The following is a 14,485-nucleotide window of genomic DNA, read 5'->3' as shown; positions in this document are numbered from 1 at the left end:
ATAGCTACGTACGGAAGGGATAAGCGCTGAAAGCATCTAAGCGTGAAGCCCCCCTCAAGATGAGATTTCCCAGTATGTAAGACCCCTTGAAGACGACGAGGTTGATAGGTTCGGGGTGGAAGTGCCGCAAGGTATGGAGCTGACGAATACTAATCGGTCGAGGGCTTATCCATAAATATCTGCGATGTGTAACATCGTCAGAACAAAGCGTTGCTCGACACTGCTTGTTTCGGATCTAGTTTTCAAGGAACCCGCAAGGTATGGAGCTGACGAATACTAATCGGTCGAGGGCTTATCCATAAATATCTGCGATGTGTAACATCGTCAGAACAAAGCGTTGCTCGACACTGCTTGTTTCGGATCTAGTTTTCAAGGAACAAACTAATTGTTCTTTATTCTCATGGAGAGATACCCAAGTGGCTATAAGGGGACCCTCTGCTAAGGGGTTAGACTGCGTAAGTGGTGCGAGGGTTCGAATCCCTCTCTCTCCGTAGTAAATTTCATGATATGGCGGCGTAGCTCAGCTGGCTAGAGCGTACGGTTCATACCCGTAAGGTCGGGGGTTCGATCCCCTCTGCCGCTACCATTACTAAATTTTAGTTGATTTTTTGTAAGAAAATGTGGTAAAATGTCATTTGTGTCACGCTAATATGGAGGCTTAGCTCAGCTGGGAGAGCATCTGCCTTACAAGCAGAGGGTCGGCGGTTCGATCCCGTCAGCCTCCACCATTTTACTCTTAAAGTTAAGTATAGCTTAGCTGCTAATAACAGATACTTTATAGAGACAATTAAATATGCCGTTGTAGCTCAACTGGTAGAGCAACTGACTTGTAATCAGTAGGTTGGGGGTTCAAGTCCTCTCGACGGCACCATGTTATTTTATCGCGGAGCCGTGGTGTAGTGGCCCAACATGCCTGCCTGTCACGCAGGAGACCGCGGGTTCGAATCCCGTCGGCTCCGCCATTAATAACTAATGATTAAATATAATTTTGGACAAGATATTATTACTACATATGGCTCGGTAGCTCAGTCGGTAGAGCAGAGGACTGAAAATCCTCGTGTCGGCGGTTCGATTCCGTCCCGAGCCACCATTGGATTTTTCCTGCTTATGCGGGGATAATCAAATATGGAGGCTTAGTGAAGTGGCTAAACACGGCAGACTGTAAATCTGCTCTCATCGAGTTCGGTGGTTCGAATCCATCAGCCTCCACCAAATATATGAGACATTAGCTCAGCTGGTAGAGCACCTGACTTTTAATCAGGGTGTCGTAGGTTCGAATCCTACATGTCTCATTTTAAATAAAAAAGAGTCCTTACGGGCTCTTTTTTCGTTGTATGTGTTTCTTTTAAATGGAAGCGGGTACTCATTAATAATTATCGCTGAGTTTTTGAGTCCTTATAAGTGATCCTTAGTCCGCCGCAGCTGTAAAGAGGTAGCAGTTGGGCTTATTTGTGCATTTTGCCTTCGACCGACCTCATTTTTTGAGCCATGCTGCCTTGTTTATCGCGCCTGTCATCGATTTTAATGGATGTCGATACCCTTTCCGCGCCATGGGTGAAGGGAACCTCGTGCAGTCGGTGTATGATCTGAAACAGGTCGTTCAGATCACCTTCAATAAGAGTGCTCATGGAGGTCATTTGATAATGAATCGGCTCCGGTGCTTGCTCTAAAACTTGTTGAATGTCGGCCACGTATTGACTTAAACTCGTTGATGCTGTACCGATGGGGATAATGGTTAATTCGATAATAGCCATGATGTTGCCTCCTTTACTTTCAGTGGATAAATATCTCTACCCATTGTAGCCTTCCTTACAAAGATGATCAAACCGCTGCAGTCAAACTAAGCCAAACGGTTGTAGAACAGCTAAACAGCAATCCGGTTAGACAGGGTAAGTAAGTGATCCATAAGGCATTATGGCTATCTCAGGTATGTATTCCGTCTTAGGCTCAGTTATTTGATTATAGGTACTTTGCAGATCATCTACGGGCTCCATACCGAGCAGACCTACTATTGGCCGTGGTAATGAGGAATACAGATATATACGGTGCTTGGACAACACCTCATCCAAATGAAGCACCTTATGAGCGCCAAGAACGAATTGTTGTTTTAGCTTGGAAACCATGTGCTCACGACTTTTCATCGTTTCGATCCAGTATTGAAAAATTCCATTGCCAAACATCTCCGAACATTCCGCAATGAGAAGTATAGTTCCTCCTAATTTAGTAATGGAAGCAGCATTACGAAGCGATTTGATTGCTTGGTAGAGCTGTAAATCTTTTGGATGTCCTCCGGGAGAAACAACAACTACATCATAGGTTTTGCTTACTGGTACAAGAAAATGCTCCTTGGCTATGGTTGCCCCGGCTTTATGGGCATCAATAACATGGCCTGCAGTTGCACCTATAACATGCCGATTATGATCGACCACTACGTTGAGCAGGAAGTCGATTCCTATGAATTTCAGTGCTTCCTCCATATCTCTATGGATAGGGTTATCCATGCAGCCCGCTTGGGTCTGGAACCTCATAGAGAGGCTGTGATTATGTTCGATACAGGTTTGAGACGCTATACCCGGAACGAGGGCTTTGACGCCTCCTGAAATGCCCGCCATAGCATGAGGCTCGATATTGCCCATCACGATTCTTAGGTCAGCTTGGACAGCAAGCCGGTTAATCTCAATAGGTGTTCCAGCGGATGTAACACCAAGGCGTATACAATCCTCATCAGATGAAGAATGATTATGAACACGTATGCGGCTAAATACTTCCTCACCAACCAATTGCCGCATTTCCTCCTTTGTGTGCTTACGATGCAGACCCAAAGCGATGATAATATCTATTTCATCATCAAGGATTCCACCTGAGTGGAGTTCCTGCAAGATTGGCGGCAGCAAGATATAGCTTGGACACAGTCTTGTGCCATCACTGGTTAGAATAACAGCACTGCGTTTTCCTACGGCTATTTCATGGAGCTGCGGAGTCCCTATCGGCTTGCTCAGGGTATCGTGGATTTTTTTGACGGAAGCAACGTTATTGAGATCTTTAATGTTCTTATGATAGGAAATAACATCGGGGGGCTGTTTTTCCGGCAGACAAAGCTGCAGAGTAGTATTTCCATAGGGTATAGGATAAATAAGGATCTCCTCCAAATTAGTAATTATCGGTCAATATAATGAACAATTAAATTATTGCCATTAACACGGAAAATAACCTTGTTTGTATATATGTGGAAATTTGCGACGATCTATAGAATGACCATTCTGGTAAATAAGGCAATCATTACAGCGGTAAGATATGGTTTGGTCTTTTTAGTTGTATGGAGTGGGATAGCGGCAAAGCCAGGAAGGTAAGCAACTACAGAATGTAGGTGCAGCAAGGGTTTATCCATCATTTTTTGCTAATCAGAGAAGGTTGCGGGTTCATTTTTCAATGGATAAGGTGTTAGATTTTATTGGTTCGTTTCCCAGCAGTTTAGGTATACAGGTAGATATTAAGCAATGCAAAAGGTTATTTTCCCATGGTAATCTAATGGCACAGAAACAGTGAAACCCAAACATGGGCAATATTATGAGGTTATAAAACACCCGCAACTACTAGAACTAAATGGAGGATTCAATTCATGGTAAAACGAACTTTTCTTCGCACAGCAGGATTAACAACTGTAATGACAGTTATGCTTACCGGGGCTATGGCCGGTTCTGCCTTCGCTGCTTATGATGATATGGATGCCGTCTCATTAAGCAAGGAATTGGTGGGTAAGGATTATACCAAGGGTGGGGAGTCGTTGAAAGGCGGCTTTGATGAATCGGGTTTAAATTATTACGTATACAAGATGCTTGATTATAAGATGCCCAGAGCATTAGCTGATCAGTTTAAAATGGACAAGCCTTTGATCCAATCATTTTCATCCATAAAAGAAGGGGATGTTTTGTTTTTCGGAAAAGGGAATAATCCTAGCTCCTCCGGAATTTATGTCGGCAATGATAAGATGATAATGGCATCCAGCAGCAAAGATAGAGTCGTTACCGTCAGTACACAATCTTACAAAAACCAATTTATCGGCGCTCGTCGCATACTTTCGGCGAATGATCAGAAACGAGTAATGCTCGTTCTCACCGCTCAAAAATACTTAGGCACCCCCTATGACTTTGGTGCAAAATACGGACAAACCAAAACCTTTGACTGCTCTTCCTTTATGAAATGGATCTATTCGAAGTACAATATTGATTTACCGCGTATTTCCAGAGATCAAGCCAAGGAAGGCAAGTTCGTTAGTAAAAGCGATCTGGATACAGGAGATCTTGTATTCTTTACAACGAAGGATTCAAAGGGAAAAATCGGACATGTCGGCATGTACATTGGCGACGGCATGATGATTCATACTTACGGTGAGGGTGGCGTCAAATATAGTACAATCGAAAGTGGCTGGTGGGACAGTCACTATGTTACAGCTCGAAGAGTTATTAATTAGAAGGAACGGAATCATCTCTATGCTTGATTGCATAAAGGTGATTTCTTTTGTTTTATACGGGACCATTTTTTGCTATGATTAGCAAGTAATATGGTATATGGTGCAAACTACAGATTAAATAAACATATGTTGGGAGTTCGGGTATGGACTGGTGGGAACCGTTAAGGCAGCAGCTGGAACACATTTTGAAGGGCCCTGTAAGGTTGTCTAAATGGACTTGGGAAGAATGGCAATTGCAAGCGGATGCAGAATCGAAGGATAAAGGCATCCTGCACAAAAGCTTGAATGTAGACAACAAGGTTTTATTTTTCGTTCATAAAGAAGGCCAGGAAGTTCAGGTGCTATCGGTAGAATCTAACCTCGTTACGCAGGTTGAACGCCAATTAGTGGAGCTTATGCTGGAGTCGAGACGAACGCAGGATATGAAGCCGTCCACTTCCACAAGCGAAGAAGAACGTAAAGCCAGTGCAGTGCGAGATTGGTTCAAGCAGCAGCAGGATCTTGGCCTTACTATTGCGGAAATGCCTGACACTCTGGTGTCGCAGCTTTCGCTGTATTCTACCAAAATACCACTGTTGCTATACGGTGATTATTCACAATCTCGGAGGGTAAGCTATCAAGAACTGAAGAAGCTGCTGGAATCGTTTTTTGATGCAGAAATGATATTAATTCCGTTAACGGATAAAGAATGGCTGATCCTTGGATCTGAGAAAATGATGTCGATTGACGCGGCAGATGACCGTGATTTCGGTGAAGAAGAAAGTATTGAGGATACGCTTGGAGCTATAGGCTTTGGCTTGCACGAAATGTTAGAGAATGAATGGGTTGGAGAATGTCATCTTGCAATCAACTATCCTATGATGCCTGCCAAGTCACTTTATACGACAGTGCTTCAGCTTAGAGAAACGATGATGCTTGGACGCACCTATCATTTGGGGAGTAATATGCACTTGCCCTGGATGCTGCAGCTGGAGAAGCTGATTAATCTGATCCCGGAGGGGGAGAAGACGAACTTCCTCGAAAGGGTCCTAAAACGATTGGATGTTGCCTTGGACTCTGAAACGATGACGACATTGGAGCATTTTTTCCAGTTGGACTGCAATGTTAGTGAAACCGCTAAGAAGTTATATATTCATCGCAACACACTTTTATACCGGCTGGACAAGTTCAAACAGGAGACTGGATTGGATGTTCGTACGTTCAATGATGCGGTATTGGTTAAGATTGCACTTCTATTGTACAAAGTAACGAAAAGAAAGTGATTTTTTTGTGAAGATTGTGCATAGTCACAAGTCTTAAGGTGAGGTAAGATAAATATATAAACTTGATAATAACTCGTAGGGGGAATAACCATGGCAGGTGTACGTTTAAACCACATCGTTAAAAGATATGCAGGTGCTGAAGAAGCAACAGTTAAAGATTTCCATCTTGAAGTCGCGGATAAAGAGTTTTTGGTTCTTGTAGGCGCATCCGGTTGCGGTAAGTCCACTACTCTTCGTATGATTGCTGGCTTGGAGGAAATCACTGAAGGCGAACTTTACATCGGCGACCGTTTGGTAAATGACGTAGCACCGAAAGATCGTGATATTGCGATGGTGTTCCAATCCTACGCTTTGTATCCACATATGAGCGTGTACCAAAACATGGCATTTGGTTTGAAACTTCGTAAATTCAAAAAAGCTGATATCGACGCTCGCGTTCGTGAAGCAGCTAAAATTCTTGATATTACTCACTTGCTGGATCGTAAGCCAAAAGCTCTTTCCGGTGGTCAACGTCAACGTGTTGCCTTGGGTCGTGCGATTGTCCGTGAACCACAAGTTTTCTTGATGGACGAACCTCTTTCCAACTTGGACGCTAAACTTCGCGTACAGATGCGTGCTGAGATCAGTAAGCTTGCTAAACGTTTGGAAACAACTGTTATCTACGTAACGCATGACCAAACCGAAGCAATGACAATGGGCGATCGTATCGTAGTTATGGATAAAGGTATCATTCAACAAGCTGATACTCCTGAAGAAATTTACAACTTCCCGGTTAATATGTTCGTTGCAGGCTTCATTGGATCCCCATCCATGAACTTTGTTACTGGTGGATTTGCAGAACAAGGCGGTAGCTTGTATTTCAAAGCAAACGGCGTGAATGTAGAATTGCCAGAAGGTAAAGCAAAAATTATTCGTGAAAAAGGATACGTTGGCAAAGAAGTAATCATGGGTATTCGTCCTGAAGATCTTCACGAAGAGCCAGTATTCTTGGAAGCTTCACCAAACAGTGTTGTTAATGCTCACATTGAGGTTGCTGAGAACTTGGGTCACGAAATGTTCTTGTACCTGACAGGAATCGGAAAAAACAGCATCGTTGCTCGTGTAGATGGTCGTTCCGGCTTCAAAGAAAGCATGAACGTTAAGCTTGCAATCGATATGAACAAAGTTCACTTCTTCGATCAAGAAACTACATTGTCGATCTTGTTGAACGCTTAATCATAATTATGCGGGGCCAGTCATTTGACTGGCCCTTTTAATGTTTTCCCCCACCCAAACCCTCCCCGCCGGGAGGGCTCCAAGGGCTACCGCCCTCTGGACACCCGTAAAAAAGTTGGGGTAGGAGTAGAGTTGGTGCCTCATATGAAATTGTAGAAGGAGGAACGCTTTCGTCCCTCTGGGACACGCTTCCAGTTGGCGAGCTCTAGCCCACCCAAATCTTCCGCGCGAGGGAGCTTTAAGGAATACTGCTCTTCTGAAGATCTGGAATAATTGGGTTAGGAGGTAAGGATGCGTTTCATATGTTATTATAGGTGAAGGATTGTTTTCGTGATTTCCATTGAGGTGGGGAGACGAGTTTATACTTATTGTGATATTGTAGATGAAGGATGGATCGCATTTATCTTGTCCCCACCCAAACCCTCCCCGCCGGGAGGGCCCCAAGGGCTACCGCCCTCTGGACACCCGTAAAAGTTGGGTGGGAGACGAGTTTATACTTATTGTGATATTGTAGATGAAGGATCGCTTTCGTCCCTTTGGGACACGCTTTCAGTTAGTGCTTTTACTAAGAGCAACAAGCTTAACGATCAGGTGGGCATTGTCCTGATTAAAGGGGATAATAGCTATAAACAGGCTAATTGCCTTTATTTTTATATGCCGGAACATCTAAAGTAAAGCGTGTCCCGTAGGGACGGTAGCGATGTAAGCACATAGAAATTCAAGGGAGCACCACCGAACCTCAACCTCCAAGCCCTTAAAGGGTGTCCAGAGGGCGGAGCCCTTGGAGCCCTCCCGGCGGGGAGGGTTTGGGAGGGGAAAGCAAGGTAGCGATGTAAGCACATAGAAATTCAAGGGAGCACCACCGAACCTCAACCTCCAAGCCCTTAAAGGGTGTCCAGAGGGCGGAGCCCTTGGAGTCTTCCCGACGGGGAGGGTTTGGGTGGGGAACTAAATGGGGAACTATGAGATTGGAAAATGAAGGAGACGGAACAGCGATGTCAAAAAAAGTAAAAGTATCCGATCTTGTTGCTGAATTTCATTTAGAAGTGATATGCGGTGAAGGGGGCTTGAAGCGTCCTATTACAACAGCCGACCTATATCGACCAGGCTTGGAGATGGCTGGCTATTACGAGTTCCATCCTACCGAGCGCGTGCAAATTCTAGGGAAAACAGAGCTTACCTTTTTTAATGGTTTATCGTCTGAAGAACGGCAGGACCGGATGAGCAGGCTGTGCGCACCCGTTGATACGCCATGTATTTTGATTAGCCGCGGCTATGAGGTGCCTGAAGAGTTAATCGAAGCGGCCAAAGAGCAGCAACTGCCTGTCCTTCGTACGAAGATGGCGACGACGATACTTGCTAGTCGAATCACCGGCTTTCTTGAAAATAAGCTGGCTCCTACGACCACTATTCATGGGGTTCTGGTTGATGTATATGGCATTGGTATGTTAATCTCAGGAACCAGTGGTATTGGTAAGAGTGAAACAGCGCTTGAGTTGGTGAAAAGGGGACACCGGCTGATTGCTGATGATGCTGTGGAAATCCGTCAAACTGCGGATCATGTCCTTATAGGTAATGCGCCTGAGTTGATACGCCATTTATTAGAAATTCGTGGTGTGGGTATTATTAACGTGATGACATTATTCGGAGCAGGGGCAGTCCGTAATGTAAAGAAAATATCGGTTGTCGTCAAGCTCGAGACCTGGCAGCAGGATAAGCAATATGATCGGCTTGGTTTAGATGAAGAATTAACCCGTATTATTGAAACGGATATTCCCTTGGTCACTATACCTGTTCGCCCAGGCCGTAACTTGGCTGTCATTATCGAGGTGGCTGCGATGAATTACCGCCTTAAACGGATGGGATACAACGCAGCGCTGCAGTTTACAAATAAGCTGACCGAATCGTTAGCCGAAGATATGGACGATATGGAGTAAGCTTCGGATAGTATAGATTATTTTGAACATACATAAGGTATTGGAAAGGAGAAGCGGCATGTATTTAGCAATAAATCCGATCGCGTTTGGTATTGGTCCGCTGCAGGTGCATTGGTACGGTATTATATTGGGCACAGCGGCGCTGATAGGGCTGCTGCTAGCTATTCAAGAAGGCAAACGGTTTGGAATGAATCCCGATTTTTATATGGATCTGGTTCTGTTGGGGGTCCCCTCCGCGATTATCGGCGCACGGATCTATTATGTAGCTTTTAAGTGGGAGGATTACAAAGATAATCTGCCTCAAGTGTTTGCGGTATGGAATGGCGGTATTGCTATATACGGAGCCTTGATAGGCGCAATATTGGCAACTGTTTTTTATGTTCGCAGAAAAGGATATTCGTTTTGGCGCATTGTGGACGTGTGTGCTCCTGGTCTTATTGTTGGACAAGCGATCGGACGTTGGGGTAACTTTATTAATCAAGAAGCACATGGCGGTCCGGTAAGTGAAGCCTTCCTGCGCAATTCACTGCATTTGCCCGATTTTATCGTAAATCAGATGTACATAGACGGACAATTCTATCATCCCACGTTTCTATATGAGTCGTTATGGAATATAGCTGGCTTGCTACTTCTATTCTGGTTGCGTAGAAGACCGTTTCTGCGAGCTGGGGAACTGTTCATGAGTTATTTCGTATGGTACTCCATCGGGCGGTTTTTTATAGAGGCGTTTCGGACGGATAGTCTTGACTTCACAGGGCCTGCCTGGTTGGCGGCGTTGATGAATGGATTATGGGCTCCGATGCACTGGTTGGGTTTTGAGCAAGGCTTTATGACTTATGGCGGCAATGTGCGGATTTCACAGCTGTTGGCTGTGTTAATTGTAATAGCTGCATTTGCTTTAATGATCTATCGCAGAAAAAGCGGTGCCGCGGCAGAACGTTATGCTGATCCGATAGTTCCTATAGGCGGGGCAAAAGCCGAGGGAGATAACTCCGAAGCAGCGACAGAAACCAAAAGCGAGAGTAACGTAGTGGAAGCCTCGACGGATAAGGAAGAAACGGTTAAGCCGGAAGAAAAACTTCTATAATATAATAAATAGAGACAGCATGATAAAGGAGTAGAGAGCATGATTCACACTGTTTTATTTGATTTAGATGGAACCATTATCGATACGAATGAGCTGATTATTCAATCTTTTCTGCATACATTCGATGGCATTACACCAGAGCCAGTTACTAGAGAACACATCATCCCCAATATGGGGCGGTCGCTTGTGGATCAAATGAAGTTTTTCTCCGGTAAGGACGAGGTTGAGGACCTCATTCTCAAATATCGTACCTTCAATATTGAAAAGCACGATCAGCTAGTTACAGAGTTTCAGGGAGTGCGGGAAACATTAGGAAAGCTGCATGCTGCTGGAATTAAAATGGGTATAGTGACCAGTAAAGTGCGCATTACTTCAGAAATGGGATTGAAGCTTTGCGGGTTGTATGATTTTTTTGACACCATTGTGACGGTGCAGGACGTAGAGAAGCCGAAGCCGGATCCGGAAGGCATCCGTAAAGCTCTCAAGGAATTAGGCTCAGAAGCTGAGGGTGCGGCAATGGTAGGCGATAGTCATTACGATATCGAAGCGGCCCACAATGCTGGACTTCCTTCGATTGCTGTTGCCTGGTCGCTCAAAGGCTTGGATTATTTGAATCAGTACAATCCCACTTATATCATTAACGATATCCGGGAGCTGCTCCCGATCGTTGGAGTCGAGGAGATGTAGCTTGAGAAAGACGGACAAGTATCCGGTAGAAGGGCCGAACTCACTATGGCAGATGTATCGTACGGTCAGCAGGTGGAAGGCGGTCAAAAATTTCATATTCATTCAAATCTCACGGTATGCCCCCTCTTTACCCTTGAAGCGCTGGATTTATCGCAGCGTGTTAGGGATGAAGGTGGGAGAGCATACCTCCTTTGCTTTAATGGTGATGGTGGATGTGTTTTTCCCTGAGCGGATTGAAGTGGGGGAGAACACCATCATTGGGTATAATACAACGATCTTAACGCATGAGTATCTGATCAAGGAATATCGGATTGGTACAGTCCACATTGGTTCCCACGTGATGGTGGGAGCTAACACGACTATTTTACCTGGCGTAACTATAGGAGATCATGCTGTAATTGGAGCGGGCTCTGTAGTACATAAAGACGTAGCCCCGTACAGTTTTGTTGCAGGCAATCCTATGAGGGTAATTAGGGAAGATATGCGGTTAACTGAGCGGGTAAACGAAGTGGAAGGTTAATCCCATAAGAGTTAGGAGAAAAAGAGGCGTGTGAATCATGGGGGCGTCATGGCGCCTGTGCTCCCCCAAAATTGCAACTGATAAAGCTGGGTCGATATTGTCTTCCCCTGTGACATAGGATCAATGTGATATGTTCACAGGGAAAGTAATCGGGTGACTTTTCCTCAGCAAAATGATCAACAAAAATAAGTTGTCAAATACAGGAACAGTATTGTATAATCGAAAAGGAAAGCGCTTAACCGGATTTCTTTTTATTAACCTACAACGAAGAAATTGAGTTTAATTTTGAGACAAGTTGGATGTGCTGCCTAAGCTACTTGCCAAAGTGCATACACTCCGAGGTAAATTAGAATAAGGAACAGCTAAGTGATTACAGAAGTGGGGGGGATCGATTGAGTTATACAATTATAGATGTCGCCAATATTGCAAACGTTTCCAAGTCTACGGTTTCACGAGTCATTTCAGGTAAGGGCTATACGAGTCCGGAAACTCGTAAGAAAGTGATGAATGCCATTCAAGAGCTACAATATAAGCCAAATGCGGTGGCCAGAGCCATGGTGTCACATCGAACCTACAATATCGGGGTCATCATTTACCGGAAGGACTATCCGATTGTGTCGCATCCTATTTATGGGAAGATTCTTGATTCGATATTGGCAGCTGCTGAAAGTCTTAACTATTCCGTATTTGTATCGACAGATAAAGAAATGTCACTGCGTTCTGCGGATTATATGCTGGAAAAGAGAGTAGATGGACTCGTCTTAGTCAGTAGACTTAGTCAGGAAATGATAGGCTACATTGACGGTTTTGATATTCCTTATTTGATGGTAAACGGTACTGCGGAAAATAATAATGTGATTCAACTAGTCAATAATGATCGAAAAGGCGGAAGGATGGCTGCAGATCATTTATATGAACAAGGCCACAGACATTTTGGTGTCATAGCTGGACCACAGGAGCACCGGAGTCATCATCTGCGTTACGAAGGCTTTTATGAACGCTTGCGCGAACGTGGCTGCGAAATTTCCAATGAGCATATTTATTTTTCTCCAACGTCTTTGTTTGATGATGGCTGTAAAGGTTTATATTCGATATGGGAACGTTCCCACAGGAATAACTTGTATCCCACGGCTATTTTTGCAACAAACGATATGCTGGCACTTGGGGCAATAAGGGCGATTATGGAAAAAGGCTTGCGGATTCCGCAACATATTTCGATTGTGGGATCGGATAATATTGATTTTGCCAGTCTCTCGAACCCGCCGTTAACTACGATCCACACGGAAAAAGAAAAGATGGGGCAAGATTCGGTCTTCATGTTGAATCGCTTGATACAAAAGCTCGAAATTAATCCGGTTCAAATTGAATATGAACCCAAACTGATTATACGTGGAACGACGGGGCCAATCGGTAGCGACTTGTAGCCGAACCTGAAGAAAGTTTTTTATAAAAAGGAGATAAGACATAATGCAAAGCCAAGCATACCGGCATAAAAGCAGTTCAATGATCTGGTATTTATTCCTGCTTCCTACCTTACTCGGTATCCTGTTGTTCATGGTTTACCCCGTTTTTGAATCATTTCGATTGAGTCTTTATGTTTCCGGGGGAGCAGTTGAAACATGGGCGGGAATTGATAATTATAAGTCTGTTCTAAGTTCCAATGTATTTTGGAAAGCGGTGTTCAACACTTTTTATATGGGATTTTTTCAGCTTCTACTGACCATTCCGTTCGGATTTATTCTGGCCTCGCTCATCAGCGAGCTTAAATGGGGGAAAAATTTGTTTAAGATTTTGCTGTTTATTCCCTACATAACATCTGTTGTAGCGGCTTCGATGCTTTTCCTGTTCGTGCTGCATCCGGAGTTTGGTTTGCTTAATTATTTTCTCTCAATGCTGGGACTTCCGACTTCCGTCTGGCTGGCTGAACCGTCAAGTGCGCGTTGGGGAGCGATTTTGCTTGGCTCGTGGCATTGGCTGGGCTTTGTAGTGATTATATACCTCGCAAACTTGCAAGCGATTTCAGAGGATATATACGAAGCGGGAGCAATTGATGGAGCTACGGGCATTCAAAAGTGGCTATATATTACGATTCCCAATATGTACGGGACGTTCTCCTTTCTTATTGTGATCGGCTGGATTTCTGGTCTGCAGCGATTTACGGACGTTTATCTGCTGGGTGGACTTCAAGGCAGCCCGGCCCGATCTCTTCATACGATTGTCGGATTTATTTACGAAAGAGGCTTTGGGGGCACGGAATATGGTATAGCTTCAGCCGCAGCCTACGTCCTGTTTGCTATCATTCTGTTCTTCACCATGCTGAATCTTAAGCTTACGAAGATGAAAATATAACGGAAGAGGAAAATGTCATGAAAACAACAAGCATACTATCAAGAAAACCGTCCCTGATTGAAATCATTATATTTGCCGCTCTTCTTGTCCTGAGTGTGATCATGATCTCTCCATTTCTATGGATGCTCAGCATTGGCTTTGAACGGACGGCTAACCTGCAGCCACCGTTTCCGCCATCCTTTTTCCCGAAACAGCCCTCCATCTTTAACTATGAGCTCGTATTGGAAAATGCAACTCTCTTTAAATCCTATTTAAACTCCGGCTTTGTGGCCGTCTGCGCTGTTTGTTTGAGTGTTGCCAGCTCCCTTCTGGCGGGGTATGCCTTTTCGAAAGGCCAGTTTCGCGGGAAAAAAGTGCTGTTTCTCGTTGTGCTGGGTACGATGATGATCCCAATGGAAACAAGACTAATTCCTTTATTCACAATGTTCAATAAATTTGGCTTGATTAATACATATGTTCCCTTGATTGCACCCGCTATTTTGTACGGCTTTGGGATTTTGTTATCCAAGCAGTATTTCGACCAGCTTCCTGACAGCTTGAGAGAGGCTGCACAGATTGACGGTTCGAGCGAAAAGAGAACTTTTTTTCAAATTTATTTGCCGCTCACGGGCCCGATTACTGCAACATTGGCGATCTTATCTTTTCTGGATAGCTGGAATGCGTTTTTGTGGCCGCTTGTAGTAATTAACGACCATGCATTAAGAACGATTCCGTTATTTCTCGCCAGCTTCTCTTTTGAGAATGGGACGCGTTTGGGCGGTCTTACGATGGCACTTGCGACTGCGAGTATTTTACCGATCGTTGTTATGTTCCTATTCTTGCAGAAATATATCATACGCAGCATCGCATTAAGTGGACTGAAGGGAGAGTGAGCTAATTGTGCAGCGGTTATAGGCCGTGCAGAGTAGAACAGTAAGGAGTAAGGCCTCAGAAAAAAATAATACATATCAGGGAAGG

Annotated in this window: 12 protein-coding genes, 8 tRNA genes and 1 rRNA gene; 19 read left to right on the top strand and 2 right to left on the bottom strand. The window is 44.4% G+C overall.

Annotation, left to right across the window (positions count from 1 at the left end; genetic code table 11):
- From NV381_RS34305 to NV381_RS34265, 9 genes are all read left to right on the top strand, one after another.
- A 23S ribosomal RNA gene (locus tag NV381_RS34305) occupies positions 1-173 on the top strand; the annotation flags it as partial.
- 229 nt (positions 174-402) lie between these two features.
- Positions 403-491: transfer RNA gene (locus NV381_RS34300), tRNA-Ser, on the top strand.
- Between the two features lie 18 nt (positions 492-509).
- Positions 510-586: transfer RNA gene (locus NV381_RS34295), tRNA-Met, on the top strand.
- 66 nt (positions 587-652) lie between these two features.
- Positions 653-728 (top strand) — tRNA-Val (locus NV381_RS34290).
- A gap of 67 nt (positions 729-795) precedes the next feature.
- Positions 796-871, top strand: a tRNA-Thr gene (locus NV381_RS34285).
- A gap of 14 nt (positions 872-885) precedes the next feature.
- Positions 886-962: transfer RNA gene (locus NV381_RS34280), tRNA-Asp, on the top strand.
- 52 nt (positions 963-1,014) lie between these two features.
- A tRNA-Phe gene (locus NV381_RS34275) sits at positions 1,015-1,090 on the top strand.
- A 37-nt stretch (positions 1,091-1,127) separates the two neighbouring features.
- A tRNA-Tyr gene (locus tag NV381_RS34270) sits at positions 1,128-1,212 on the top strand.
- Between the two features lie 7 nt (positions 1,213-1,219).
- A tRNA-Lys gene (locus tag NV381_RS34265) sits at positions 1,220-1,292 on the top strand.
- A gap of 153 nt (positions 1,293-1,445) precedes the next feature.
- Here the strand turns inward: NV381_RS34265 and NV381_RS34260 are convergent.
- Both NV381_RS34260 and larA read right to left on the bottom strand, forming a co-directional pair.
- Positions 1,446-1,754 (bottom strand): MTH1187 family thiamine-binding protein, encoded by a 309-nt coding sequence (locus NV381_RS34260; RefSeq protein WP_258217792.1) that lies wholly within the window; start codon positions 1,752-1,754, stop codon positions 1,446-1,448.
- A 126-nt stretch (positions 1,755-1,880) separates the two neighbouring features.
- Positions 1,881-3,149 (bottom strand): nickel-dependent lactate racemase, encoded by a 1,269-nt coding sequence (gene larA, locus NV381_RS34255; protein ID WP_258217791.1) that lies wholly within the window; start codon positions 3,147-3,149, stop codon positions 1,881-1,883.
- A 470-nt stretch (positions 3,150-3,619) separates the two neighbouring features.
- On the opposite strand from larA, the gene NV381_RS34250 reads away from it, so the two are divergent.
- The 10 genes from NV381_RS34250 (at position 3,620) to NV381_RS34205 (ending at position 14,400) form a co-directional block, all read left to right on the top strand.
- Positions 3,620-4,471, top strand: coding sequence for a C40 family peptidase (locus NV381_RS34250; RefSeq protein WP_258217790.1), 852 nt, complete (start codon positions 3,620-3,622; stop codon positions 4,469-4,471).
- Positions 4,472-4,614: 143 nt separating this feature from the next.
- Positions 4,615-5,733: a PucR family transcriptional regulator gene (locus NV381_RS34245; RefSeq protein ID WP_258217789.1), complete on the top strand. Its 1,119-nt coding sequence runs from the start codon at positions 4,615-4,617 to the stop codon at positions 5,731-5,733.
- A 90-nt stretch (positions 5,734-5,823) separates the two neighbouring features.
- The gene (locus tag NV381_RS34240) at positions 5,824-6,948 is read left to right on the top strand and encodes an ABC transporter ATP-binding protein (protein ID WP_171656504.1); all 1,125 of its coding nucleotides are present in this window, start codon (positions 5,824-5,826) and stop codon (positions 6,946-6,948) included.
- 995 nt (positions 6,949-7,943) lie between these two features.
- The gene (gene hprK, locus NV381_RS34235; protein ID WP_258217788.1) at positions 7,944-8,885 is read left to right on the top strand and encodes an HPr(Ser) kinase/phosphatase; all 942 of its coding nucleotides are present in this window, start codon (positions 7,944-7,946) and stop codon (positions 8,883-8,885) included.
- Between the two features lie 58 nt (positions 8,886-8,943).
- Entirely contained in the window at positions 8,944-9,972 is a 1,029-nt protein-coding gene (lgt, locus tag NV381_RS34230) for a prolipoprotein diacylglyceryl transferase (RefSeq protein WP_258217787.1), read from the top strand.
- Positions 9,973-10,011: 39 nt separating this feature from the next.
- Positions 10,012-10,659, top strand: coding sequence for a pyrophosphatase PpaX (gene ppaX / locus NV381_RS34225; RefSeq protein WP_258217786.1), 648 nt, complete (start codon positions 10,012-10,014; stop codon positions 10,657-10,659).
- A 1-nt stretch (position 10,660) separates the two neighbouring features.
- Entirely contained in the window at positions 10,661-11,179 is a 519-nt protein-coding gene (locus NV381_RS34220; protein ID WP_258217785.1) for an acyltransferase, read from the top strand.
- Between the two features lie 392 nt (positions 11,180-11,571).
- Entirely contained in the window at positions 11,572-12,603 is a 1,032-nt protein-coding gene (locus tag NV381_RS34215; protein WP_258217784.1) for a LacI family DNA-binding transcriptional regulator, read from the top strand.
- Between the two features lie 43 nt (positions 12,604-12,646).
- On the top strand, positions 12,647-13,528 hold the full coding sequence (locus NV381_RS34210) for a carbohydrate ABC transporter permease (RefSeq protein ID WP_258217783.1): 882 nt from the start codon (positions 12,647-12,649) through the stop codon (positions 13,526-13,528).
- A 17-nt stretch (positions 13,529-13,545) separates the two neighbouring features.
- Positions 13,546-14,400, top strand: coding sequence for a carbohydrate ABC transporter permease (locus NV381_RS34205; protein WP_258217782.1), 855 nt, complete (start codon positions 13,546-13,548; stop codon positions 14,398-14,400).
- The last annotated feature ends 85 nt before the right edge of the window (positions 14,401-14,485 follow it).

This window comes from Paenibacillus radicis (ex Xue et al. 2023) (genome assembly GCF_024722015.1).
In the GTDB taxonomy this organism is placed as follows: Bacteria; Bacillota; Bacilli; order Paenibacillales; family NBRC-103111; genus Paenibacillus_S.
This window is presented reverse-complemented; position numbering and strand designations above follow the sequence as displayed.

Bases quoted from the DNA above. Each gene is read 5' to 3' on its own strand.
- NV381_RS34260 (WP_258217792.1), bottom strand. From the start codon at position 1,754: ATGGCTATTATCGAATTAACCATTATCCCCATCGGTACAGCATCAACG.
- NV381_RS34250 (WP_258217790.1), top strand. From the start codon at position 3,620: ATGGTAAAACGAACTTTTCTTCGCACAGCAGGATTAACAACTGTAATG.
- NV381_RS34245 (WP_258217789.1), top strand. From the start codon at position 4,615: ATGGACTGGTGGGAACCGTTAAGGCAGCAGCTGGAACACATTTTGAAG.
- NV381_RS34240 (WP_171656504.1), top strand. From the start codon at position 5,824: ATGGCAGGTGTACGTTTAAACCACATCGTTAAAAGATATGCAGGTGCT.
- hprK (WP_258217788.1), top strand. From the start codon at position 7,944: ATGTCAAAAAAAGTAAAAGTATCCGATCTTGTTGCTGAATTTCATTTA.
- lgt (WP_258217787.1), top strand. From the start codon at position 8,944: ATGTATTTAGCAATAAATCCGATCGCGTTTGGTATTGGTCCGCTGCAG.
- ppaX (WP_258217786.1), top strand. From the start codon at position 10,012: ATGATTCACACTGTTTTATTTGATTTAGATGGAACCATTATCGATACG.
- NV381_RS34210 (WP_258217783.1), top strand. From the start codon at position 12,647: ATGCAAAGCCAAGCATACCGGCATAAAAGCAGTTCAATGATCTGGTAT.
- NV381_RS34205 (WP_258217782.1), top strand. From the start codon at position 13,546: ATGAAAACAACAAGCATACTATCAAGAAAACCGTCCCTGATTGAAATC.